The 25,754-nt window shown below is 53.0% G+C and carries 21 protein-coding genes and 1 pseudogene; 10 read left to right on the forward strand and 12 right to left on the reverse strand.

Features of this window, described 5'->3' with window-relative positions:
* Positions 1 to 8 precede the first annotated feature (8 nt).
* The 3 genes from J1779_RS06140 to J1779_RS06150 are packed head-to-tail and all read right to left on the reverse strand — an operon-like array spanning position 9 to position 2,267.
* Entirely contained in the window at positions 9 to 464 is a 456-nt protein-coding gene (locus tag J1779_RS06140) for a tellurite resistance TerB family protein (RefSeq protein WP_056779881.1), read from the reverse strand.
* A gap of 43 nt (positions 465 to 507) precedes the next feature.
* Entirely contained in the window at positions 508 to 1,680 is a 1,173-nt protein-coding gene (locus J1779_RS06145) for a TerD family protein (RefSeq protein ID WP_217203139.1), read from the reverse strand.
* Complete coding sequence (locus tag J1779_RS06150) at positions 1,680 to 2,267, reverse strand: TerD family protein (protein ID WP_056779874.1); 588 nt, start codon at positions 2,265 to 2,267, stop codon at positions 1,680 to 1,682. The genes J1779_RS06145 and J1779_RS06150 overlap by 1 nt, the downstream gene beginning before the upstream one ends.
* 322 nt (positions 2,268 to 2,589) lie before the next feature.
* Between J1779_RS06150 and J1779_RS06155 the strand changes: the two genes are divergently transcribed.
* The 6 genes from J1779_RS06155 (at position 2,590) to J1779_RS06180 (ending at position 8,266) form a co-directional block, all read left to right on the forward strand.
* Complete coding sequence (locus tag J1779_RS06155; protein WP_056779871.1) at positions 2,590 to 3,678, forward strand: ATP-grasp domain-containing protein; 1,089 nt, start codon at positions 2,590 to 2,592, stop codon at positions 3,676 to 3,678.
* Complete coding sequence (locus J1779_RS06160; RefSeq protein WP_420804203.1) at positions 3,675 to 4,817, forward strand: phosphoribosyltransferase domain-containing protein; 1,143 nt, start codon at positions 3,675 to 3,677, stop codon at positions 4,815 to 4,817. The genes J1779_RS06155 and J1779_RS06160 overlap by 4 nt, the downstream gene beginning before the upstream one ends.
* The gene (locus J1779_RS06165; RefSeq protein ID WP_056779865.1) at positions 4,810 to 5,583 is read left to right on the forward strand and encodes an HAD family hydrolase; all 774 of its coding nucleotides are present in this window, start codon (positions 4,810 to 4,812) and stop codon (positions 5,581 to 5,583) included. Before J1779_RS06160 ends, J1779_RS06165 begins: the two co-directional genes overlap by 8 nt.
* A gap of 1 nt (position 5,584) precedes the next feature.
* The gene (locus J1779_RS06170; RefSeq protein ID WP_217203141.1) at positions 5,585 to 6,664 is read left to right on the forward strand and encodes a cysteine protease StiP family protein; all 1,080 of its coding nucleotides are present in this window, start codon (positions 5,585 to 5,587) and stop codon (positions 6,662 to 6,664) included.
* Positions 6,664 to 7,620, forward strand: coding sequence for an HpcH/HpaI aldolase/citrate lyase family protein (locus tag J1779_RS06175; RefSeq protein ID WP_217203143.1), 957 nt, complete (start codon positions 6,664 to 6,666; stop codon positions 7,618 to 7,620). Before J1779_RS06170 ends, J1779_RS06175 begins: the two co-directional genes overlap by 1 nt.
* Positions 7,621 to 7,786: 166 nt before the next feature.
* Complete coding sequence (locus J1779_RS06180) at positions 7,787 to 8,266, forward strand: hypothetical protein (RefSeq protein ID WP_056779855.1); 480 nt, start codon at positions 7,787 to 7,789, stop codon at positions 8,264 to 8,266.
* Between the two features lie 58 nt (positions 8,267 to 8,324).
* Here J1779_RS06180 and J1779_RS06185 read toward each other — a convergent pair whose 3' ends face one another.
* The 7 genes from J1779_RS06185 to J1779_RS06215 all read right to left on the reverse strand — a co-directional run bounded on the left by J1779_RS06185 (position 8,325) and on the right by J1779_RS06215 (position 16,921).
* Positions 8,325 to 9,095, reverse strand: a complete 771-nt coding sequence (locus J1779_RS06185) for an ABC transporter ATP-binding protein (RefSeq protein ID WP_217203163.1) — start codon at positions 9,093 to 9,095, stop codon at positions 8,325 to 8,327.
* Positions 9,096 to 9,119: 24 nt separating this feature from the next.
* Positions 9,120 to 9,986 (reverse strand): ABC transporter ATP-binding protein, encoded by an 867-nt coding sequence (locus J1779_RS06190; protein WP_122096951.1) that lies wholly within the window; start codon positions 9,984 to 9,986, stop codon positions 9,120 to 9,122.
* Complete coding sequence (locus J1779_RS06195) at positions 9,958 to 10,863, reverse strand: ABC transporter permease (RefSeq protein WP_056779852.1); 906 nt, start codon at positions 10,861 to 10,863, stop codon at positions 9,958 to 9,960. The genes J1779_RS06190 and J1779_RS06195 overlap by 29 nt, the downstream gene beginning before the upstream one ends.
* Positions 10,860 to 11,876, reverse strand: a complete 1,017-nt coding sequence (locus J1779_RS06200) for an ABC transporter permease (protein ID WP_217203164.1) — start codon at positions 11,874 to 11,876, stop codon at positions 10,860 to 10,862. Before J1779_RS06200 ends, J1779_RS06195 begins: the two co-directional genes overlap by 4 nt.
* A 41-nt stretch (positions 11,877 to 11,917) precedes the next feature.
* Positions 11,918 to 13,561, reverse strand: a complete 1,644-nt coding sequence (locus J1779_RS06205; protein WP_217203144.1) for an ABC transporter substrate-binding protein — start codon at positions 13,559 to 13,561, stop codon at positions 11,918 to 11,920.
* 51 nt (positions 13,562 to 13,612) lie between these two features.
* Entirely contained in the window at positions 13,613 to 14,767 is a 1,155-nt protein-coding gene (locus tag J1779_RS06210) for a mandelate racemase family protein (RefSeq protein ID WP_056780159.1), read from the reverse strand.
* Positions 14,768 to 15,106: 339 nt separating this feature from the next.
* A complete protein-coding gene (locus tag J1779_RS06215; RefSeq protein ID WP_217203146.1) occupies positions 15,107 to 16,921 on the reverse strand; it encodes a hypothetical protein in 1,815 nt (604 codons plus the stop codon).
* A gap of 314 nt (positions 16,922 to 17,235) precedes the next feature.
* Here J1779_RS06215 and J1779_RS06220 point away from each other — a divergent pair, with 314 nt between their 5' ends.
* From J1779_RS06220 to J1779_RS06235, 4 genes and pseudogenes are all read left to right on the forward strand, one after another.
* The gene (locus J1779_RS06220) at positions 17,236 to 21,021 is read left to right on the forward strand and encodes an RHS repeat domain-containing protein (RefSeq protein WP_217203148.1); all 3,786 of its coding nucleotides are present in this window, start codon (positions 17,236 to 17,238) and stop codon (positions 21,019 to 21,021) included.
* A 99-nt stretch (positions 21,022 to 21,120) separates the two neighbouring features.
* Positions 21,121 to 22,332 carry an RHS repeat-associated core domain-containing protein gene (locus J1779_RS06225; protein ID WP_238485079.1) on the forward strand — a complete coding sequence of 404 codons (1,212 nt, stop codon included), beginning with the start codon at positions 21,121 to 21,123 and terminating at the stop codon, positions 22,330 to 22,332.
* 203 nt (positions 22,333 to 22,535) lie between these two features.
* Positions 22,536 to 22,731, forward strand: a pseudogene (locus tag J1779_RS25770) (RHS repeat-associated core domain-containing protein); the annotation flags it as partial.
* Positions 22,732 to 23,486: 755 nt separating this feature from the next.
* The gene (locus J1779_RS06235; protein ID WP_217203153.1) at positions 23,487 to 23,822 is read left to right on the forward strand and encodes a phage holin family protein; all 336 of its coding nucleotides are present in this window, start codon (positions 23,487 to 23,489) and stop codon (positions 23,820 to 23,822) included.
* 196 nt (positions 23,823 to 24,018) lie between these two features.
* Here the strand turns inward: J1779_RS06235 and J1779_RS06240 are convergent, their stop codons facing one another.
* Together J1779_RS06240 and J1779_RS06245 are read right to left on the reverse strand one after the other, a co-directional pair.
* Positions 24,019 to 24,924 (reverse strand): LysR family transcriptional regulator, encoded by a 906-nt coding sequence (locus J1779_RS06240; RefSeq protein WP_217203155.1) that lies wholly within the window; start codon positions 24,922 to 24,924, stop codon positions 24,019 to 24,021.
* A gap of 160 nt (positions 24,925 to 25,084) precedes the next feature.
* Complete coding sequence (locus J1779_RS06245) at positions 25,085 to 25,525, reverse strand: winged helix-turn-helix domain-containing protein (protein ID WP_217203156.1); 441 nt, start codon at positions 25,523 to 25,525, stop codon at positions 25,085 to 25,087.
* Positions 25,526 to 25,754: the final 229 nt, after the last annotated feature.

Consider the following 25,754-nt stretch of genomic DNA (forward strand, 5'->3'; position numbering starts at 1 on the left):
TGTTGAAATTAAAGACCGAATTCGGCCGGGGTGAAGCCCAGTGCCAGCGCAATTTCGCGTACGGCGGTTTGCTCGTCCTGATCGAAATCACCGTCGCTTTTTGCTACGGCAATACCGACGCGAACGGCCAGTTGTGCGGCTTCTGGTTGGCTTTTCAGCGCCAGAATGTATTTCATGGTTTCGCCTTTACCGATTTCGTAGTCGAAACTGAAGCTGGTCACCAGTTCATTAAAGAACGCTATGACTTCTTTGGTTTCAAACACTTTCAGTTCAGGAGAAGCCTGAAGGAAGCCGATCATCTTTTGCTTTTCTTCAGAGCTCACGCCATTGCTTGAGACGGCGATGCGCGCACAAACAGCAACGGTGCCCTGCATGAATTTTTTGTTTTTGAAACGGCCAACCTGTTTGGTCAGCTCGTCACGGCCGCTGTTAAAGGCGCCTTTCACTTTGTCGAAGAAACTCATTTTCTCTGCCCTCAGATAATTAAAATTATGTGGTGAATCACTGTCACTTAGAGCCAGCAGACCAGCGAAAGCCCCAGCCGAGCGCGTTATCCATATCTTTGTGGCCGCTGAAGAACTGGTTCAGACGTTCAACCTTGATCGCACCGTTGTCATTGACCAGACGGGCGATGGCACACATGTTGTGGCGGTTCGACCCTTCGGTTAAGCGCGTTTCGATCGGCGGTTGCTCAGGAATGTGCATCGTGACCACCCCGTCCGTTTTATCCCAGCTCGCTGCGCCTTCATAGATGAACGCGTAGATCAGCACTTCGCGGATTTTCTTCCACTCGCGGCCATTAATGTGCAGCCACTCGCCGTCACGCACCTGACCGGTGCGGTCATCGCCTTGCAACTGAACATAGGGCTCTGCATTCAGACGACCAAAGGTATTTCCCAATGCCTGAATCACGCCTTTGGTGCCGTCCTGCAATTCGACAAATGCCCCCAAATCCAGATCGATACCTTTGGATTTGTTAAACATGCCGCCGAACATCCCGCCGCCGGAACCGGTGTTGCTTTGCTGATTCCAGTTAAGGTTAATTTTGATTTCGCCAAAGTTATCCCGCTTCGCCAGGCTGATCGTCGGTTTTTCTTTGGTCAGCGACACTTTGCTCAGGCTAATTTTAGCAGGTTCAGGGGTCGGTGCCGGTGCTGGCGCAGGCGTTGGAGCAGGTGCCGTAGCATCGGAAATATCTACCCCGAAGTGCTCTGCCAGCGGTTTCAGGCCACCGTTAAAGCCCTGAGCAATGAAGCGGAACTTCCACTCCGCATTGCGGCGGTAAATTTCACCCAAAATCAGCGCGGCTTCCTGACGGCCTGTAACATCAACGTCACCGGTCAGCAGGACATTGCCGTTTTGCTCCACCTGAATGGTCAGGCGCTTCAGGCCTGAAAGCGTCATATTGCCGTCGCAGGTGGCGGTAAAGGCCAGCTTCTGCACTTCAGGCCGCAGGCGGTTGATATCCACCGTAAAGGCGGTGTCCGTGCCTGCGCCGCTCAGCTTTACAGACGCATCGTCATTGACGGGTTGGCCGTAAAACACCATGTCAGGATCGCCCTGCACTTTGCCTGAAGCATAGAGACGAAACGATGAGGCATCGACCGCGACGCCAGAGAGCACGCGTACCGTCAATACCTGTGAAGGAATGGAGGCGTTGCCCCCCGGCGTCATCGTCATTAGCGCACCACCGTTGCCACGATATCTGCGTGCATATCGTCAATTGTGCGGCCGGTGGAGGCTTTACCGTGCGCGGTGAAATCCCACTCGCCGTTGTTACGGGACAATGAGGCAATAATGATACCGGTGTGAGAGCCCTGCTCCGTCAGCTGATAACGGGCCAGTTCCTTACGGGACTGATCGACGACGCGGCAAAATGCGTTATCGACTTCATTAAATGTCTGACCACGGAAGCTGTTCACCGTGAAGGCCAGATACTCTACCTGAGAAGGCAGGCGGGTCAGGTCAACGGTGATCACTTCGTCGTCGCCATCGCCTTCACCGGTCAGGTTGTCACCCAAATGGACAACTGAACCACAGCTTGACTTCAGCTTGCGGAACCAGATGGTGTCGATGGTCTGGCCAGTGCGGTCTAACAGAACGCATCCCGCGTCTAAATCAATTGAATCGCTGCCGCCGCCTAAAAGACCACCCAGGAACCCTTTTTTCTTTTTCAAAGGATCCCAACCCAAACCGAATTGGAGTTGATTCAACGAAGACGTTTGTTTGCTGAGTGAAACAGTTTGGTTCTTGCTTAATGAAACCATTAGTTATTCCTTCAGAGATAGGTTAAATCATTATTTTTTCGAATCAGAAATCCATGTGCTGAAAAATCATATCATGACGAAGTAGTTGCACAAGCTACATTTTGACACTAATTTCCTTAACAAAAGTTAATTCTTTGATATTAAATATTTATTTTTTGATAATTTACGTTTTTTGACGAAAACAGACGTTGCCAAACGTATGATAAAAGACAAATTGATAACATCCAGATATGAATCATGTTATGATTGACATGGTTAAAATCCCTGCATAGACTCTCAAATAATTCTTTTTCCCCTCTTCATTTCTGGAATATATACGCCGATGAGTCACGTAATTTGGTTAATGGAAGGTCTGTCGTCACAGCGCGACATTATTTTGGGCATCAAAGACTTTTTTAAATCTTCAAATCAAGATGTCACCGTCATTGCCTCCCATCGCCATCACAGAAATGAAATTCTTTCTCTGGCGGACATCGCGCTCATCGAACCGGCAGAAGATGAAGAACGCCTGGCCTTTATCACCGCAACCGTGGCGCAGTACGGTGTCAATGCCATCCACACTGGCCGTAATTGCCAGTGGTTTGAAACCCACCGGGCAGACATTGTTGCGTCGGGCGTCACGCTGACCACCGGCGCTGTCAGCAATGCCATGTTTGAACTGGCCGACGATAAAGTGGATTTCGCCCTCGCCATGCAACAACACGGACTGCCGGTTGTGCCGTCGATCCGCATTGAATCGGCAGAAGAATTACGCGGGCATCTGGCTGACAATACCAGCGCCGAATCCTGGTCCGGTGCGACTATGCTGTGCGTGAAACCCGTTGTCGGTATTTATGGCATGGGATTCTGGCGTTTTGATGACAATGTGGGCCATATGGCCGCTTTCACCCATCCTGACAGCCGCAAAGTGCGTCCGGATATGTATCTGCACGCCCTGGAACAGCAGGAAATCTTCGAGCCGCTGGTGTTAATGCCTTACCTGCCCGGCCCGGAATATTCGGTCGATATGCTGGTGGAACGCGGTAAAGTCATCGCGGCCGTAGCGCGCCGCAAAGAAGGTGCGCTGCAATATCTCGAGCAATCGGGTGCAGCCTATGAGCTGGGCAAGCGTTGCGCCGAAGTTATGCAGGCCGACGGTCTGGTGAATGTTCAGACCCGCAACAACGATCACGGCGAGCCAGTTTTGCTGGAAATTAATATGCGGCCTTCCGGCGGTATCGGTTATACCCGCCACAGCGGCGTCAATCTGCCCGGCCTGTTCGCCGCCCGCAAACTGGGTTTGCTCAACGAAACGCAGGCCATGAACGCGGCAACGGAGAGCTTCTCTCCTGCGGTTGTGCGTTCTATGACGGATGTCATCCCTTACACCACTTCGCTCGACAACCTGTCTTCAGGCCAAGGAAACGCATGAGTATGTCCCACGCCACTTCTGTTTATCGCCGTGAGCTTTCCGGCGGTACGCTGACCGTGACCCCGACCGGCGGCACACATTCGCTGGATGCATTATTTGATATCGCTGAACGCCGCAATCCGAAGCGCGCGTTTTTGTTTGTCAGCAAAGTGCTCGGACGTCATATTCCGATTGCCCCTTCGGTTATGCGTTCCGCTTACCGCCAGCTGGCCGTGCAAATCCCCACCGATTTGCCAGAGCCGGTGCTGTTTATCGGCATGGCCGAGACGGCCGTAGGACTGGGCGCGGGGGTTTATGATGAGGCGTCAGGCCGCTATGCGAATTCAGTGTATCTGACATCAACACGTCATCCGGTTGAGGGCGATCTGCTGTGTGAATTCAAAGAAAATCACAGCCATGCCACAGACCACCTGATCTACCATCCGGCAGACCCGGTGTTGCGCGACCGCGTGCGGGATGCCCGCAGTCTGGTGCTGATCGATGACGAAGCGACCACCGGCAACACCTTTATTAATCTGCTGGAAGCGCTGCGCGCGGATGCAGGGCTGTCACAACTCGAACGTGTGGTCACGGTCACACTGACAGACTGGAGCGGTAACGCGATTGAAGCCAATTGCCCGCTGCCGGTCACGCCCGTGTCGCTGGTTCAGGGCGACTGGCATTGGGAAATGAAACCCGATGCGCCAGTGCCGGTAATGCCAGCGGTGAACGTGACCGCCAAAGGCAGCGTCGCCATCACCGGCAAACAGAGCTGGGGGCGTCTGGGCATGGCGATCCCGGCGCGTGACCTGGGTAAGCACCTCACGGCAGCCGTGGGCGAAAAAGTGCTGGTGTTAGGTTCGGGGGAATTTGTCTGGGAACCTCTTCTGCTGGCGGAACGTCTGGAGAAAACCGGGGCTGACGTGAAATTCAGCTGCACCACCCGCTCACCGATTTCTACCGGTTACGCCATCAAATCCGCCATTGCGTTCACCGACAACTACGGTCTGGGCATTCCGAATTTCGTTTACAACGTCGCTCATCAGCATTTTGATCGCATTCTGCTGTGTATTGAAACCCCTGCCGACAGCGTTGATCCTTCCCTGCTCGATGCCCTGAAAAACGTGGCGAATACTGTTGAGGTTGTTGTGTATGAATAAGCCGGTCATTCTTTCCGATCTGGACGATACTCTGTTTCAGACGCGCCGTAAGATGGTCGATGAACTGGACCTCGAGCCTTTCCGTCCGGGGGCCTTAGACCGCTCGATGTCTGCGCGCAGCTTTATGACCGAAGAACAATCTATGCTGGTGGACTGGCTGCTTGAAAACGCTGACTTTATTCCGGTCACCGCCCGCGGTACCGAAGAGATAAGCCGCGTGACCATTCCTTTCAACTCCTGGGCGATCGCCACCCACGGCGCGGTGATTCTGACGCCCCAGGGCGAACCGGATGCAGAGTGGAAAGCCCATATTCTCGACAGTCTGGCACCTTTTCGTGAGCGTCTGCTGAACATGCAGCAGGGCATCACGGCGCTGATGGCGGAGCGCAAGATCAACGGCTGGGCGCGTATTAATTATGAGTACGGCGACACCCCGATCTATCTGGTGATGAAGCACACCGACAGCACCCGCCTCGACGAACTCTATACCCTCGGCGAAGAGATCGAAGCCCTGTTCCCTGCCGAAGGTTTTTATATTCATCGCAACAGTAACAACATTGCCTGGCTGCCGCTGCCGGTTGAAAAAGGCCTCGCCACGCAATACTTACTGAAGAAATTGCGGGCGGAGCGCGGCGTGTTCCCGGTCATCGGTCTGGGCGACAGCCTGAGCGATCACCGTTTTATGAAACTGTGTAACTGGTTTGGCATGCCACAGCAGAGTCAGTTTGCTGAACACATCAGCCAGCACATTTTCGGAGAGAAATAACATGCAGCCTTTTATCCCTTTTTCCGGCTCATACCTGCCAGAGGACGTGCACTTTCTGTTAACGCCGGTGGAAATGGAAATGACGCCGGTCGAGCAAAAAGAGCAGCTGATCCAGTCCGGTGAAAAGCATTATTCCGAGATGCTGAGTCAGGAACCTGAGCCGACCGCCTGGCATCTGGACTTGTTTGCCCGTGCGCTGGAACAAGGCGCAGAACGTCTGGCGAAAGAAGTGGTGATGCTGGCGAAGGCGCTGGCCGACCGCTTCGGCGAGACGCCGGTCATCCTCGTCAGCCTGGTGCGCGCCGGTGTGCCATTGGGCGTGATGCTGCATCAGGCGTTGCGGGAGATGGGTAAAACATCTCACCACTACGGCGTGAGTATCATCCGTGACCGTGGCATTGACGATACGGCAATGGACTGGATTGAAGCGCAACATGGCACCGAAGGCATCGTGTTTGTCGATGGCTGGACCGGAAAAGGCGCGATCACCGGCCAGCTGCGACGTTCGCTGGAAAATCGTGCAGGCTATCCACAGGATCCGCGTCTCGTGGTGCTGGCCGACCCGTGCGGCGTTTCCTGGCTGGCCGCCAGCGACGACGACTGGCTGATCCCGTTTGGCATCATGGGTGCGCCGGTTTCAGGTCTGATTTCACGATCGATCTGGTCTTCAGAAGGTTTGCACGGCTGTGTGAAGTGCGATCACCTGAGCGAATTTGAGTGCAGCCGCCTGCTGGTGGATACCGTGGCCGGGTGTCGCCGCTCGCTGGATCTCGCAACCATTCCGGCCAGCCCGTGGGTGCCGCAGGAGTATGTGCATCTGAAAATACGCAGCGAGCAGGTGATTTCCTCACTGGCCGCCGAATATGACATTTCCAGCATTAACCGGATTAAACCGGGCATTGCCGAGGCCACCCGCGCCGTTTTGCGTCGCGTGCCGGAACACGTTCTGGTGCGTTCGGTGAACGATCCGGACGTCGCCCTGCTGGTCTATCTCGCCCGTGAAAAAAACATCACCATCACTGAAGTCGGTGACCGCATCGGCCAATACCGTGCCGTCACCATCATTAAAAAGGTTCACTGATGACAAAGAGACTATCGCCATACCGGCTGGGCGCCACGCTTTACATGCCCGCCACCCGCAACGACATCGCGGGCAGTATTCTGCATAACGAAATTGACGGGCTGCGCTCGATCGTCATCTGTCTGGAAGATGCGGTCAGCGACGCCGATGTTCCCGCCGCGCTGCAAAATCTGAAGCAGGTGCTGAACGCGCTGAAAGCCGCTAAGGATGCGGGTTTGGGCGCAGACTGGCCGCTGGTGTTTATCCGTCCGCGTCATCCCGGAATGGGCAAGTTCCTGACCGCAACGGAAGATCTCACGCCGGTTGACGGGCTGGTGTTGCCGAAGTTCACGCTGGAGTCTCTGCCGGTATGGTGGGACATCATGAAAGAGACTCACCTGTGCATGATGCCAACGCTGGAAACGGAAGAAGTTTTTGACGTCACTGAAATGCGCAAACTCGCCGTCGAACTGCTCGCCCATCCGTGTCACTCACGCATTATCGCCCTGCGTATTGGCGGCAATGACCTGATGAACGTGATTTCGCTGCGCCGTCCGCGCAACCTGACGCTGTACGACAGCCCGATGGGTTACGTGATCAAGATGCTGGTTGCCGTGTTCGGCTCACGGGATTTCGCCCTGACATCGCCGGTTTGCGAACATATTGACGATCACGACGTGATGGAAAAAGAACTGGCGCTGGACATGGCGCACGGTCTGGTGGGAAAAACGGCCATTCATCCGAATCAGATCGCCAAAATTGAGCGTGCGCTGATGGTGACATCCGCCGATCACGCCGATGCTTTGCGGATTCTCAACTCCAGTCAGGCCGTGTTTAAATCCCAGGGCGCAATGTGTGAACCCGCGACTCACCGTCGCTGGGCCGCACGCGTGCTTGAACAGGCCCAGATTTACGGCATTGCGCAGGAAGAGACACAGGACGGCGTCAGATTTTTCACGGCCAATCAGCTGAACTAACACCATTGCGACAGATTGATTTAGCTGATGTTGAGGAAAGACCTGATAGGATTTTTGGCCCTGCAGGCGCCAAGGAAAGGAAGAACCACGGGAAGGAGATACAGGATGTGTACTGACATTTTCTATGCACCATCGCCCATAACACGACGACAGGCAACGACTAACCATGCAACTCAGCACACGACAAGCACGTATTTTCCGACTGGCGCAATTGCTCGGTACCGGGCAACCGGTGTCAGCGACAAAAGTCATCACCCGGCTTGCCTGTTCAGAACCGACATTGACGCGGGCGTTAAAGGAATTACGCGAAACCTACTCTGCTGAGATCAAATACAGCAAAGCCACGCACTCTTATCAGATGACCGACGCGGGCTCGCTGGATAAAAAGACCTTGCGTCAGATGGCTCAGGCTTTACATTCCAGTGGCGATCTCAAAACCGAAGAGCAGGTCAGCCACGTCTCGCTGGATAAAGAAAAGAAAAAAACAGTGTCGCTGTCATTGCGCATGTCGGTGGTGAGAAAAATCGACCGCCTGGCGATGCTGGTGGAGACGTCGCGCAGTGATGCCGTTGAAATGCTGGTTGACCGCTGTATTGCTGACGTGATGACCGCACTGCGCCAGCCTGAAAAATCACTGCAAAAATAACCTCATGACTTTCTCTGTCGTTCCGGCATTCAGACCGGAACGACAGCACTCGCGCCCCTTACAGCATCACTTTCGCCGCCATTTCCCGGCTGTAATCCCGGCTGGCATCCACCAGCACGCGGGTGTAATCATCACGAATATCCCCGCGCAGCAGCGCATCGGTTTCCAGCGTCTCGAGGATCCTGCCGAATTTCATCACCGCGACACGCTGGCACAGATGGGCGATAACGCCCAAATCGTGCGTCACCATCAGATACGTCAGCCCTTCCTCTTTTTGAAGATCGAACAGCAAATTGAGGATTTCTGCCTGCACTGACACATCCAGCGCAGACGTCGGTTCGTCGAGCAACAGCACGCGCGGTTTGAGGATCAGCGCACGCGCAATGGCCACGCGCTGGCGCTGGCCGCCGGAAAGCTGATGCGGATAGCGGCTGCGAAACGCCCGGTTCAGGCCGACTTTCTCCAGAATGGTATTAATCCGCTGATCCCGCTGGTCAATACGGTGGATTTGCAACGGCTCCTCCAGAATATCGCCGATGGTGTGGCGCGGATGCAGCGAACCGTAGGGATCCTGAAATACCATCTGCACCAGCCGGCAGCGGTCACGGCCAATCCGGTGTTCGAGCTGCTGGCCGTCGATTTCCAGTTCACCTTTCCAGTGGGTAAACAGCCCTGCCAGACATTTCAGCACCGTGGTTTTACCCGATCCGGATTCCCCCACCAGCCCGAAAATCTCGCCTTCGCGCACAGCAATATTCACCTCTGTCAGCACCTGCGTGGTTTTCGCCCCTTCGCCAAACGTCAGGTTCAGGTGACGCACGTCAATCATGGTTTTCGCTGTCATGTTGGCTCCTTAGTCGGTCAGCCAGCTGGCCTGACGTTGCATCACCGGTAGGGGATAACGGCGGTTATCCATGTCCGGCAACGCGTTGAGCAGGCCGCGCGTGTAAGGATGCTGCGCGTTATCCAGATCGGTGGCAGCAATAGATTCGACCACGCGTCCGGCATACATCACCAGCACCCGGTCGCAGAAGCTGCGCACCAGATTGATGTCGTGACTGATAAATATCAGCCCCAGACCGCGCGTTTTTACCAGATCGTCGAGCAGCGCCAGCACCTGTAAACGCACGGACACATCCAGCGCTGAGGTGGGTTCATCGGCTATCACCATTTCCGGGTCGGTGATCAGCATCATGGCGATCATGATGCGCTGCCCCTGCCCGCCGGAAATCTCGTGCGGATAGAGGCCGTACACCCGTTCGGGTTCACGGATGCGCACCACATCGAGCATGTTCAGCACTTTGCTTTTGGCCTCCTGATAGGAACATGTGTGGTGAGAACGCCATGCTTCGGCAATCTGGTCGCCGACGCACAGCACCGGGTTCAGCGAGTATTTCGGATCCTGCATAATCATCGAAATGCGTTTTCCGCGCACCTGACGCATTTGCTTCGGCGTGGCGTTAAGCAAATCAACATCACCGAACTGCATCCGCTCGGCGGTGATCCGCGCTTTCGCGGGGTGCAGTTGCAGCAAGGCGCGCCCGACGGTGGATTTCCCGGAGCCCGACTCACCGACGATAGCCAGTTTTTCCCGCCCGAGCTGGAAAGAAACGCCGCGCACCGCCTGCGTCACCTGACGACCATTCACAAAGCTGACGTGCAGATCGCGCACGTCGAGTAACGCCGGAGCGTCAGTCATTCCGGGGATCAAGGATGTCACGTAGGCCATCTCCTAAAAAGTTGAACGCCAGGCTGTTAATCAGGATCGCAAGACCGGGGATGGTCGCCACCCACCAGCACTCCATCATGTACGTACGACCGCTGGAAATCATCGCGCCCCACTCCGGGTCCGGCGGCTGCGCGCCGAGGCCGAGAAAACCCAGCCCGGCAGCGGTCAGGATAATCCCGGCCATGTTCATGGTGATTCGGATGATCACCGACGGCAGGCACAGCGGCACGATGTGACGCCACAGCACCCGCACCGGACTTGCCCCTTGCAGGCGCACCGCCGAGATAAAATCGGCCTGGCGCAGCGAGAGCGTTTCCGCACGGGCCAGACGCGCAATCGGCGGCCAGGCAGTGAGCGTAATGGCGATCACCACATGTTCCAGCCCCGGCCCGAGCGCGGCAACAAATGCCAGCGCCAGCACCAGACTCGGGAAGGAGATGAAAATATCGGTGACGCGCATCAGCACCATGTCGGTTTTACCGCCGAAATAACCGGCAGTGACACCGAGCAGCAACCCGAGCGGGCCAACGGTCACCGACACCAGCAGAACGATGTACAGCGTGATGCGCGAGCCATACACCAGACGGCTGAAAATATCGCGGCCAAACTCGTCGGTGCCGAACCAGTGCGCCGCCGACGGCGGGCTGAGCGCGTTGTTTAAATCCTGCACCAGCGGATGGAACGGGGCGATCCACGGGGCGAAAATCGCCACAATCATCAGCACCAGCACAATCGCGCCACCAATGGCTGTCAGCGGATTGCACGCCATCTGCCACAGAAAATGGCCTACCCGGCCAAACGCTCTTTTCACGCGCTGACGTTTTTCATCGCCCGCGCTGAGCGTTACAGAATCGAGGGAAAGGGTCATACTTTTGTCCTCGGGTCAAAGACCTGATACAGCAGGTCAGACAGCAGATTCAGCACCACAAAAATCATGCCAACCACCAGCACGCAGCCCATCACCGCGTTCATGTCGCCCAGCATCAGGCTGCTGGTGAGATACGAACCGAAGCCCGGCCAGGAAAATACCGTTTCGATCAGCACCGCGCCTTCCAGCAGTGAGCCGTACGCCAGCGCCACCACGGTCAGAAGCTGAACCAGAATGTTGCGGAACGCGTGATTCCACAGCACATCCCATTCGCTCAGCCCCTTGACCCGGGCGGTGATGATGAATTCCTGTGAAAGCTGCGCCAGCATAAAGCTGCGGGTCATGCGGCTGATGTAGGCCAGCGAGTGGAAACCGAGCAGCGAGGCAGGCAGGATCAGGTGATTAAGCGCATTGCGAAATACTTCCCAGTTTCCGGCAATCACTGAGTCGATCAGCATAAAACCGCTGTGACGCGTCACCTGGCCGTCGAGACTGAAATCCAGACGCCCTGCGCCGCCCACCCAACCGAGCCCGGCATAGAACACCAGCAATCCCATCATCCCTACCCAGAATATCGGGGTGGAATAACCGGCCAGACTGATGATACGCACCACGTAATCCGCCACGCTGTTGCGTTTCGCCGCTGCCAGCACGCCTAACGGAATGCCGACGCCTGCGCCGAGGATGATCGCCAGCGTCGCCAGCTCCATGGTGGCAGGGAACACCCGCAGAATGTCCTGCGTCACCGGTTTACCGGTCAGCAGCGCGTTACCAAAATCACCGTGCGCCAGCCCGGAAAGGTAGATGCCGAACTGTGTCCACAGCGGTTTATCAAAGCCGAGCTGATGGTAAACCTGCTGATAGGTGCTGTGGTCGGCATCCGGGCCGACAATCGCCAGCACCGGATCCACCGGCATGACGCGGCCAATAAAAAACGTCAGCAGCAGCAGGCCAAAGAGCGTCACCGCTACCTGCACCAGACGTTTGCCAATTCGCCCGGCGGGGAACGACATTCGTGCAGTTTGCTTAGTAGCAGGAGCCCGAATTTGCATGGTCATAACCCTTTACCTCCGGTTGGCTGAGCGTCGGCGGTATCGTCTTTGTAGACGTCACGCAGGAACGTGGTGGCAGAAGGATGCGGCAGATAGTTTTTGACGTCCTTGCGCACCACGATGGAATCGACCATTTGTGAGAGCGGCACCAGCGCCGGGATCAGCGCGTCGTAGCGTTCCTGAATGGCGAAGTAATCCTGTTTCTGCTTTTCAGGATCCCGCTCAAGCAGCGCCTGATCGATATCCGTATTGAGCTGTTTGTCATAAAAACCGGTGCGCCAGCCCTGAAAATTGGTCAGCCGCGCCGCATCGTTGTTGTCCGGGTTATACACCAGTGCGCGCAGGCTGGAATGCGGGTGCGGTTCCACGCCGCTGCCGCCGCGCCCGACCAGCATGTCGAACTTGCGTTCACGCATCGCACCGTAAATCTGGTTGCCGGTACCGGTGACGATTTTGGCGCGAATGCCCGCCTGCATCAGCGTGGACTGCACCGCAATCGCGATATTGAGGAACGGCTGATCGGCCAGCACCCGCAGCGTGGTATCAAAACCTTCAGGATAACCGGCCTCTGCCAGCAGTGTTTTGGCGCGCGGAATGTCCAGCGTATAGCCGGGATCCGGCAATGTGGCAGGCATACCGACCTGAATCGGACGCTGATGCACAATGCCATAACCGTTCATCAGTGCCTTGCCGATACCCTGATAATCAATCAGATAGCGCACCGCTTCGCGCACTTTCGGGTTAGCGAAATGCGGCTCTTTCATGCTCATCGCCACGTAATAAATGGTGCCTTTTTTCACCGTATCGACGGTCATTGCCGGATCGTGGCTCAGGGCAGTCACATCGGACACCGCCATATTATTGGCAATATCCAGATCGCCTTTTTCAATCATCAGACGCAGGGTCTGGGATTCCTGAAAGTGACGGAACACCACGCGCGACAATTTAGGTTCACCGCGCCAGTACTGCGGATTACGGCTCATGTTAAGCACGTCTTTCGCCTGCCAGCTGTCGAGACGAAACGGTCCTGAACCGGCTTCGTTGGTGGTCAGCCAGCGGTTACCCCAGTCGCCATTCACTTCATGCGCCTGCACGGTTTTGCGGTCTAACGCCACCACGCTGCCGAGCGCGGCCAGTGAGTAAATCACCAGTTTCGGATCGTTAGGTTTTGGCAGTTGAATTTCGACAATACCCGGTGACGGCGTGCGCACCATCTCATCGACATTCTTTTTGGTGAAGCCGTACGATTTCCACACCGATGCCTGCGCCAGATTCAGATGCAGGATCCGGCGCATCGACCACACCACATCGTCTGCGGTGACCGGATTGCCCGAGTGGAATGTCACGCCTTCGCGCAGATGGAATGTGATCAGATTACGGGCGTCGTTGACCTCCCATGAGGTCGCCAGCGCCGGGCGGACATTCGTCAGTTCCTGCGGATCGAGCTCAATGAGGGGGTCATAGAGATTCACCACAATGCCGACGATATCGTTGCCGGTCATCGCGGCCGGATCGAGCGTCAGCAGGTTGTTCATGTTCATACCGATAAGTAGCTGGTCGGGCGGCGTTTTCGCCTGCACCGCCCCGCCACTCACCGTAAGCAGGAGCGCGAGGATCCACGCCCCGAAGGGTGTGCCTGTGTTCATGATGTACCTTCCGGGTAGAGTCAGAGGTTTATTATTTTTTCTGCCCGCAGGTCAGTCTCGGCTGACGGTATGGGTTTCTATGTAATCAAAATTGATGTCCTCTCCGAGGCCAGGGCGGTCAGAAAGATGAACAAAACCCTGTTCATCCATCGGGTCAACGATGCTGTTGAGGTACGCAGCAGGTTCGTCATATTCAAGGAACGGGTGCAGCAGGCCGCGTTCATACCAGCGGCAGTTGCGGATAGCGCCGACCACGGCCAGGCTGGCCGCGCCGTTGCCGTGCACTTCGCAGTCCATACCGAAGGCTTCGGCCAGGCTGGCGACTTTCATGCACGGCGAGATGCCGCCCACGCCGTTGGCTCCGGCGCGTAAAATGTCGCAGGCGCCGGCTTTCACCCAGTCCGCACGGCTGTGATGTTTGCCGCCGAGACTTTCCGGCCCGATCACATCAATGGAAAGGTTTTCCGCCAGCCACGCGTAAGACGCCATGCTCTCTTCTTCCATCGGTTCTTCGAACCACGCGAAGTTGAGTTTTTCCAGCGCCTTGCCGATGGTCAGCGCCTGACTGCGGCTGTACCAGTGATAACCGTCGAGCATCAGCTCGATATCCGGCCCGACCGCTTCACGCACGGCGGCGCAGGCTTTGATGTCCATTTTCGGGTCTGGCGCAAACGCCACCGGCGGCATCCAGGTGTGCAGCTTGATGGCCTGATAACCGCGCGCCACCAGTTTTTCGGCAAACTGGCCGAATTCATCCGGCGTCGATAACCCGCCCTTCAGCTCATCGCCGCACATGGTGCTGCCGTATGCCGGCACTTTCTCGCGAAAGCCGCCCAGCAGTTTGTGCACCGGCATCTTCAGTTTGCGGCCAATCAGGTCCCACAGCGCCTGCTCGACAAACGACAGCGCCCGTTCGGTCAGCTGATGCGCACTACCGCGCTGCCAGTGCACCAGATCCTGCCACAGGCGTTCACGGTCAAACGGGTTCTGACCGATCAGCACTTTTCTGAAAAAGGCGTTCACGACGTGCGGACGCACCACTTCCGGCGGCGCGAAGGAATACCCGCAATCGCCTTCATCGGTGGTGATGGTTAACATCGCCATTTTTGCCAGACTTTCTTCACCCGGATGCGAATGACCCGCGCTGTCGGAAACACGGCGAGTCGGATAAGTAAAAACAGAAACTTCAACAGAACGTATTTTCACAGCGATACCTGCCATTACTGAGAGAGTTAACACCCGTCAGGGTGCTCCAAATTGCGCGTTCCATCGGCTTTGTGAGCGCACTCACACTTCGTTAAAACCGCAATCCAACATTAATAAAATAGCGTTTCATAATTGAAGTTAGCCACTTTTTTTGCACATTTCCACGGCTAAAAGCCGAAAATTTTGCCGTATGTTTGTGCATCCGCACGGGGGAATGTGAGCATTTTCACGAAAGCAGGAAGAAGTGTGATCTGTACAGGAAATAGGCGGAGGGAATGTAGGGATAAAAACCCTGACACAATGTGCCAGGGCAATTTGAGGAAGGAATAAAGCGCCTGATTAACCGGAAATCGTCGGCGTATAAGTGCGCTGATCCCAAGAGATTTGGAAGGTACCGGTGTTACCGAAATTATCCCAGACCGTGACTTTTACCGGATTGATTTTGGGTGTCCATGCCGGCAAGTGGTGACAATAATTGTCGATACTGTGAGACGCTTCCAATGCATGAAGCGTGACCACGCCTTCGACACGTGCCGGTGAAACGATCCAGGATCTTTTCCCGCAGTTTTCGTTTATATCCAGCATGTAGTGGTATGCATACGGCTCATAATTTGTCTCATCCTGACAATCATGCCCTGAAGTAAACAGAAAACCGAATTTCTTCATGTCAGGCGGAACTTCCACGCCCCAGGCAACAATATGCCCGCCGTGCTCTGGCGTATAATCAAGAAGTGACTGTACATAAGTATCTGCTGAATGTGCTGAGCTATAACCGTACATCCCGATTTTCTCTTTTGTGTTGTATGGCGCACAATGAGTTCGGTTAAGAACAGCGGTTTTTTCATTCAGGAGTTTAACCTCAGAATTTCCGACATCAGGCTTAATTAAAACCTGTTTACTCCTGACAACCGCATTACTTTGCGAATGACTTGACCCACCCCAGTTATTGGCATGATAAGTAATATGCACGGTGTCACAGAGCGTACTCCAGCCTTTCTCGACAATCGTCAACTTTGAAACATCTGAATAATCAATTTTTGCTAAAAATGTCAATGTGACTTTAGACGAGGCATAAGATGACCATTGCCCTGTCGAGGTCAGCGCGGTAGTGATACAGGCAACATCCGGGATATTCAGACGCACAGATATATCTTTTCCTGCGCTGGCAGTATGGCTGTAAATATAGACCGGTATATCACAAATACCGTTATCCGCTGAGGCAATGACACGGGGACCGGAAGCATAATTAACCGGATTATTCCATTCATTGGCGGTAAAGGTATAGCACGCACCTTTTGTCCCATTAAAAACCAGCACATCATCATTATTGTGGGTGTTAATCAGTTCGAGGCGTGGAGTTGAATACTGTTTCTTATACTCGGTAATAAAATCACTGACCATCAGATTAAGGTAATGCCCCTGGGCATCCACCGCAGAGACTGAAATTTTCGCCGGAGCCTGGTTGCGACCGTTGGCATACAGCGTAGATTTTGAATTGGTGCTTTCCGCATAGGAAATTGCGAGGCTCGAGATACTCTCGCAGACATCCCATACGCTGGTTATCCCTCTGACAGAGATATAACACTCGGGATAAGCGCCAGTGGCTTTGCCTTTCGCCGTGCCCGAACGTCCGTGCCCCGGGATATCCAGATGAACGGCAATATTCACCAGGTCAAAGGCGGTGCCATTAGGTGCAATATAGAGATCGCATTCTGCATCTCCGGTTTCTTTACCTACACCGTAAATATCATAGGTATTTTGATTCGATAATTTCTCTGTTAATACTGGCTGGTAATCAGAGCCATCGCTTTTCTGGTAAAGCTTCCATGAACCATTATTCTGATAGAAACTACTGTCTGATTCATACACACACAGACAGGCAACGCTTTTTAAATCAGCGACGGTGAGGGGTAAGGTTTTCCCGTTTTTATCAACAGCACGAGCTCTGACTTTAACCGTCAGTTGTGTCTTATTTTTCAGATTATAATTGATGAGCCCGTTTTGTTCATCGTTATATTTTAAGAAAAGCTCCAGCTTTTCGAAGTGATCAAAGTTGGCCCACACACTGCTGGCTAAGTCATAGCTATCCAATATGCGGTTGCTATTATCCAATACGTCGTTGCTAAATTCATTATTGCTCTCTGTGTCAGACATAATCATTATCCTTATTAATTAAATGACGCACCACCGATAGGAGTGGCGACGGGAAAAACAATAGCGAAACAACAGGGATGAACAACTCATTGCGTATCAAAGCCCTTCTTTCTGATATTTTTTTATATCACTTCACGCTTCACAATCATTGTCGAAACGGATTAAAAACAAAATGAGAAGCAATGACATGATTTATACGCCGAAACTATTACTCTGCCATTTAGTCACAACGCAGTTTAATTTCTAGAAACAGGGCGAGTTCCTGACGGATAGCTGTTTTTACAATGACGTTATATGAAAAAAAGGAATGAATCATGAGTGAAAATTATTATACACAGACGAAGAACTTTATGAGTTCAGTGAATGATGAAGTGGATCCACGCACAGGCCTTTACAGTGCAAGCCTGAGCCTCGGAAACATTGTCGGTAATAACGGCAACGGACCTGAAATTCCCTTTACCATCAGCTATTCCCCCACATCAGAAACCAATATCGGTTTTGGTCTGGGTTTTACGACCGGCATGACGATGTATGACAGTCAGAAGAAACGCGTGACGCTGAATACCGGTGAACATTATGTGATCAATGAAAATGGCAATACGTTAAGCGTGCGCCAGATGAAACTGAAAACCTTTGTCATGACGAAAACGTCTTCTGGTTATCAGGTGGTGCATAAAAGTGGTGTTACCGAAGTGCTGGGGCTGGTGTGCCAGAATCTCTATTTGCCGGTAAAAATCATTGGTGCTTTTGGACATTATCTTACGCTTACCTGGGATGGCACACACGGCACGCCACGCCTGACAAAAGTCGTGGATATGGACAATGACGTTCACTGCGCCGTTGACTATCTGGCCAACACGGTTTTCCATTTCACGCCAAACAACAGCGAAAAATATGACATCACGCTGACCACACAGAATAATTTCCTCACCGCCCTCAGCCATTCCAGTGCCGACATCACCTTAACCTGGAGCCTTGCTTATACCGCAGGACTGATGAACAGCCAGATCCTGACCGGCATGACCACGCCGCTGGGGCTGAAAAAATCGGTGGTGTACCAGAAGGATCTGATGAAATTCCCGGCCTCTTCCGGCCAGAAAGCGCTACCCGCCGTGGTCAGTTACACGATCCAACCGGGTATGGGCCAGCCAGATCTGGTGCGTACCTATACCTACAGCAGCAATAACTATCTTGGCTATGGCGGCAGCACCGCCTGGAATGCAGACAGCGATTACACCTATTCATTGCCGGGCAGTTATGTGTACGAAAGTACTGAAAAGGTCGTGGATAACACCTCACCGAACGCACTTTCCACCCGCCGCGTCTACAACCACTACCACCTGATGACGTTATCAGAGGAAAAACAGGGCGGCGACAACAAGCAAACCGCCATGACCTACTACGAAGACGCCGGCAAATCGTTCGACATGCAGCCAGTGCAACTGCAATGTTTGAAAAAACAGGCCATTACCTGGATTAACAGCGGCGCCAAAAAATATTCGGAAACCACCACCACCGAATATGACACCAGCGGCAATCTGACCAGACAGGTTGATCCCGGCGGCGCGCTGACCGAAATCGTTTATTACCCTGCCTCGGGCGAATCGCAAACCACGGCGGATACCGGCTGCCCTGCCTGTCCGCACGGTTTTGTGCGCTTTGAGAAAAGCCGCAAGGTCACGCCCGCACCCACCAGCTTTGACGCGCCGGTTGAACTGACCTATAGCAAATTCGACAAGCTGGCGACCCTCGATCGCACCAGCGCGGCTTTCCATATTGTCCCGGTGAAAATGACCCGCCTGAACGACGGCGTGAGCCAACTGGTGCGTGAGATAAGCTATCACGCCACCGCGTCGGATAAAGTCAGCTATGGCCGAATTCAAAAGGCCCGGGTACGCGTGGGCAACAGGGTGCAAACGACGTCTGAAAACGCGTTCACCTACGTGAAATCCGGCGAATCACTGATCCACACCCGCACCTTTACCGGCCATGACGCCACCACGCAAACCACTCAGCGCGAGCATTCACGTTTCACCAATAAATTGCGGGCATTTATCAATTCACAAGGCGTAAAAACCGCGCTGAACTACGATTCACTCGGACGCCTCGTCCGCCGCGTCATCAACCCGGATAACGGCTTTAGTAATGAGTTGAAAATCGCGTATGCGATGAAAACTAGCGGCGGCCAGGCCAGCGAAATCACCAGCACCTACACCGATAATGAAGGGAACGCGCACCGCAAACACTTCGACCGCATGGGCCGTGTTCTTACCGAATGGCTGAACGACAAAGACAAGAGCGCCGGTACCTTCTATCAGATCAAAGAGCATCTTTATGATGCCTCCAGCCGTCTGATTAAAACGCAGGACACCGATTACAAAACCCCAGGCGACACCAGTTCCAAAATGCTGATTGCGCAAAATGTCCTGTTTGACAGCTGGGGCCAGAACTACATGAAAGTGCTGAGTTCCGGCCAGCAACAACAGCAACAATTCGACCCGATTACCCGTGAAAAAATCGAACAGCTACAGGTCACCCGTGGCAGTACGCTGAAACTGGCCTCCCAGAACACGTTGTATAACAAGCAGAACCTGGCCGACAAAATCACCAAAGTGACTGCCGCTGGCGTGCAGATGTCCACACAGCAACTGCGCCACGACGGGCTTGGACGCGTGCGTGAACACGTTGATCCGCAGAATAATGTGACGCATTACACCTGGGACGTCTTTGGCCGCATGCTCACCCAGACATTGCCGGATGGCACCGTGGTGACAAAAACCTACGATCCGAACTCGACCGACAAACTGATCACCTCGGTGAGCGTCACACCGAAAGGGGGCAATGCCCTGCTGCTGGGCACCCAAACCTTTGATGGCCTGGGCCGTCTGACCACCAGCGTCAGCGGTGGCCGCACCCAGACTTACACCTACTCAGGGGCATGCGCCTCCCCTGCGACCGTGCGCGACAACATGAAAAATCAGCTCAATTATGCCTACATTACCGAGCTTGACGATGCCGTGGCGTCGGTGAAAAGCAGCAGCGGCGATATCGATCAGCGCTTTATCTACGCGACACAGACGGGAAAAATGCTCGAAGCGCATGAAGCCAATGGCCGCAGCAAAACCATGAGCTGGTGGCCAACCGGTGAATTGCAGCAGGAAACGTTCTTTATGCCGGGCAAACAGACCCGCACGGCAGGCTACGCCTGGACCCTGCAAGGTCAGCCGCTCAAATACATTGATGTGGCAGGCAACGAACAAACGCTGGATTACGACGATTATGGCCGGGTGATCACCATCAGCGATCCGCAAGTGACCGTGAGTATCGCTTATGACGCCGCTGGCCGCGTCAGTTCGCAGAATGCACTCGCGAAAGACGGCACCCGTCTGCTGACCACACTGACCTGGGATGATTTTAACCGTGAAGTTAAACGGGTGATTTCGCCTTCCGGTGCCAGTGCGCTGAGCATCGTGCAAACCTTTACCGCCAGTGATCTGATCGCGACACGTCAGGTTTCTGACGCCAGCACCGTCATCCGCTCGGAGACGTTCACTTATGATGTCCGTAACCGGTTGATTAAATACGAATGCAGTGGCAGTGAGCCGACGGTTGACGGCTATGGCCAGCCGGTAAAATCACAGACCTTCACCCTCGATGCACTGAGCAACATCACCCGGTGCGTGACGGTGATTGCGGGCGGCGGCACCGATACTGCCACCTTCCTCTTTACCAATTCTCAGGATCCGATCCAGCTGACAGAAGTGAAGCATTCCCTGACGGCCTGTTATCCGGCGCACATTGTTCTGCAATACGACGCCAACGGTCGCATGACCCGGGACGAAGCGGGCCGGATGCTCAGTTACGACGCCCTTGGGCGTCTGACCCGCATCTGTGATGCCAGTAACAAGCCGCTCAGCACTTACCACTACGATGCGCTGAATAAGCTGGTCATGCAGTCGCTGACCGGTGATGACCGCCAGTTGTTCTATACCGGCGAACGTCTGGTCAATGAGGCATGCAGCAAAACCCAGAAAATCACCCGATTTATTCCGGGAAACAGCGGCAGTGCGGCAGTCAGCGAAGACGGCTTCGCCAGTTAAGAGCACGGCCAGCGGGGTCCCCGCAGGCTTTTCTGAATGTTTCTCACGCACCCGGCACATGACGGGTGCGCCACACAGATTTTATTAAGGAAGAACACAATGTTGAAATTAACAGGTAATTTCCTCAGCGGTACGCCCTTATGCGCGTTACAGCAGGGGAAAACCACCCGCTTTAATTATTCACCCTGGGGCACGGCCAGCGAAAAAGACGCAGAGCTGCCGGGTTTTAACGGTCAGCGTCATGATCCTCTCACCGCCGTGAATCATCTGGGAAACGGCTACCGCGCGTACAGTCCTGTGCTGATGCGTTTTACCTGCCCGGACAGTTTGAGCCCCTTTGGGAAAGGCGGGATCAACCCTTATGTGTTTTGCGGATCCGATCCCATTAACCACACTGACCCGTCAGGGCACTTTTTCCTGATCACCTTTTTCGCGTCTTTATTCTCCTCGCTTGCTGCCTCTGCCATTCAAACCGTAGGCGCTGCCATCACAGGAGCGGCAGCGGGATTGACGGCCGGTGCTGAGGCCGGTGCGGCGGCGGGTGCAGCCGTCGGGACAGGTGCGGCCATGACGACAGCAGAATTCGCAGCCGCCACGGCAACGGCCTCAACCTCAGCGGCTTTCGCGGGAGTGGGGACTGCCGTAGGAGCGGGTGCAGAAGTGGCCAGCGCAGTCGCCGTAGCCGGAAGCACCGCGGGATTATCTGGATTGCAGGGCGCGGCAACGCTGGGGGTTGTCAATGCCGCGATAGGTACGGCAATTCAAACATCGTCGGTTACGGTGGCCGAAGTGGCGATAGGGCTGGGTGTGGAATACGGAGGCATCGCCGCCTCTTTCTACACCAAACTAGGCCGAAAACTGGCCGAAAATGCCAAAACCGTCACGGCGGAAATGTCCGTCTCTACCCATTTTGCGCTGGAACAGGCCATGGCTGCGCAGAATGCCTATTCGCCAGCCGTGGAGCCTTCGCTTTATCTCACGGACATGAATGTGAGTGGTTCAAGACTGATGCTCAACACTAACCGGGCCTCCCGTTCAGTTCAGACACCCGATGTACGTAAATCGACCGGTATACAGGGCACGCCTGCGCGGAACACTTATCTTCAGTCCATGGGATACCACCCTTCCCGTTTGCAGACAAAGACTGACGCACAGGGAATTAACCAGACGGCGTTATCTGAAAGTTCAGCCGAAAATGACAGCCAAAACGGGATGATTAAGGCGGCGGGAATTTTTGGCATGAATAACCGCGACCTGCATCAGAAATCCTACAAATCAGCCCACTTTAAAAATGCACCGCAGGCGCAATGATCCTGCGTCACCCCTGGGCTATGACGCCAGTCTGGTGGCAGGAGGAGTAGCCCGTTCATTTTCTTTAAAGGAATATCGACATGTCATTAAAACTTACAGGCACCAGCCCGACCGGATGCACGTTATTAACGACTGACGGAAAAGCCCGACAGACTTTCCATTATGGCCCCTCAGGCAGCACGAATAATCTGCACGAGACTACGCCGGGCTTTAATGGTGAACGTCATGACCCGCTGACCGGCAGCAGTCATTTAGGGAATGGTTATCGCGCTTACAGCCCGGTATTAATGCGCTTTACCTGCCCCGACAGCCTCAGCCCCTTTGGTAAAGGCGGGATCAATGCCTATGTCTATTGCGAGGCGGATCCGGTCAATAACGTGGATCCGAGCGGGCATGCACTCTTCAGGAAAATACTCACGGCTGTGAATACGGTTCTCGATTCCGTAGAGGAACTCAACGCCGTCCCTAAAGTCGTCCGCCAGGAAGCCAGCATGAGTGCCCTGGAGGCGGAATCCGCCAGTACCAGTGCCACTCAGGTTTCGGAAAGTATACTTAAGAAAACCAAGTCCTCAGCCCTGCGGTCCTTGCACGAAGCAGCGCCGGAAGCGGGTTCTGCACAAAGCATCGCACCGCCTGAAATTCAACTCCCCTCAGGCGCTCAGGAGATTATGCCTCTTCCTGATCCGGCGATGGCAGAAAATCCGGGGATGGTGCGTAGAAAGCTTTTAGGGTCACGTATCCCGAAAAACTATAGCGAGGATTCCATTTATCCTAAGGGCGTGGAATTCGTGAACACGTTCCTGCAAAACCACAATATCGGGCTGAGTGAACACTCACTGGAAAGTATTTCGGATAATCTCGCACGGGTGCATGCGGGTGAAAGAACCCAGTCAGCGGCGTCGCTTCGTGAATTCAGAGGCTTTGCCAAAGACACAGTGGACTATCTCAGGGCAGGAGACGTCAAGAATGCCAGCATCACGGCGGCCGGTTCGGCCATTAATCTGGCCGGCAGCACCCTGTTCCTGCCCATTCTTGACCGAACAACATTCCCTATATGGCAACGTGCCCCTTATGATGCCATGGATTTCATTCAGTAATATTTTCGCATCGGCTTTCATTTATGAAAGCCGACATCACTCATAAGGAAATGCAGTATGAGCGTAGCTGAAGGTGCTAATAATATATTGCAGATGAACCATGAAATCATATTCGCTATTCTGCTGATGTCTGGCTGGGGCGGTATTGTTCGGTACATCATGTTAAGGGTGAATCGTGGTTTAATGCAGGACATTATTAACTGTTTGTTGCAGATTATCGTTTCATGTTTTTGCGGGGCGATGCTGAGTATTATCCTGATTAATAAAAATATCAGTGATAACCGGGTATTAGTATTTGCCGGATTAGGCGGTGTGTTCTCTGGCCCTATTCTGAATATATTAGGAAAGAAAATTGCTGACTGGGTTGATCACTTCCCTCCAGGGTCAAAATAACCTCCTCAACAGATTAAATGACACACTGGTGTCTTCATCGAACAATAGTCTTCATCGAACAATAAAGATATGACATATCAGAAGAACCAGAAATCCTGCTAGTATGTCATATTCAAAAAACCACAGATGATCGCGCATTCGGCAAGGCTAATGATGTCTTTTAAAAACGTTAACCATCGGGTTTACTTTAATAGCATCAGACAGGATATTTAATGAGTTCACTGATATCCACCCCCCTGTCTTCATCGAACAAATAGTTCACATAAAGAGGAGGGCAAATAATCTTTACTTCGTCTGGAAGATTAAACTCAACAAGAGGGCACTGGCGATCATGGATAAAATAATGTGCAATTTTTCGGGGCAAGACAGCCAGCATATTGCTGTGTTCCAGCGCATGAATGACCCCGCTAATAGAGGACGACATATAGGCTGTTCTGATGTTTCCGGAATAAGTTGCATCAATATACACTTTACCGCCAAACGGGGCTTTCTCAGGCCCCAGCAATCTGTGGCAGTAACAAACATGTGGCAGCGTATAATACTGTGTCAGGGTGAAATTATCCTGGCTGGCTAAAATACTGTTTGCGCTGCACACAATGACAAAATCGTCGAACACTGCCAGTTTTCGCGTGATCACCCTTTCATGGTGTAAAACAATATTTCCCGCAAGGATATCGATATTTTTATGCAAAAAATGTTGAATCACATCATCATGATCGCTATAGCCATGATCTGCGAATTCAATGTTGTCATTTTTGTCAGCCCCAAAGTAATTTTCCAGTACATCCGGGCATATCACCTTCAACGTCGAATAGCCGGACTGCATCAATTCTTTATTCTTTACCGCACTTTCAATAATGAAAATCGCCTTCGAAAAGGAATCATTTATCTCCAGCGCTGCGCGGGTCGGTTTAAGGCCATTGACAGTACGATAGAAGAGTTCTCCACCAAAATGCTGTCTGAGTTTTTTTAGCGATGAACTTACCGCAGACACCGAAAGATTCAGATTAGTCGCTGCCCTGGATAAATTTCCTGAGACAATCACTTCGTTCATTGTTTTGATCAGATTATAATCAAATTCATCTGTTTTACCGCTCACCATTTCTTACCTCATTATACAAATCAACCTCAGTATAATTAGAAAAAATGCATCATGATCCTCATAAATTCAATGCCCTGTTTTTACGGAAATGCTTAAAGCAGCGTCATAATTTATACTGTTACAAAACCCGTACGTTAAATTACCCCTTCGGGAAGACCATTCAGGAAAAATTAAAAGCAACAAGTGCCGCGATCATCAAAATACACGCAGAAACGAAAAGAAGAACACGTTTTTCTTTCATCACACTCATTTTCATTGTGCCGTTCCCTAAATCTTCGATGATCAGCGTCTTGTTAAAGGCCACACCTTTTTTTGGCACGGTAATAAATAAATCATCGATGCCGATAGTTTTAAGATCTCGCCTGATCAGATACAAGGCCTGGGTCAAACTGGCTTCACTGGTAAACTGACTTCTGTCTCCCCAAATCGCCTGAGACATTTCATTCTTAGTAATAACTTCATCATTAGCATGTAAGAATATATAGGCGAGGCATTGTGAACGCATACACGTCAGTTTCAGTTTTTTATTGGTATATAACTTTCTTATTTCTTTTGCTGACTCATTGAAGATGTATTTATTATCGATCCTGTAATTTGCCATTGAAATCCCATCCTTGTGTATTGATGCGTAGTGAATAATTCCCACATACGCGATGCTATTACATTACCTGTTTTCATTACTATATGAATTTATTTATTATTATATAACTTGTGAGCTACCCATTCTAAACACGAGGTATTTAAATCTGACAGGAAGTGATCTTCACTTTCATCTAAATAAGCATATCGCTTAGAGACACTCACCTATACAAATAAAAGAACGATAAGTA

Origin of the sequence: Rahnella rivi, from assembly GCF_019049655.1 — a bacterium.
GTDB classification, from domain to species: domain Bacteria; phylum Pseudomonadota; class Gammaproteobacteria; order Enterobacterales; family Enterobacteriaceae; genus Rahnella; species Rahnella rivi.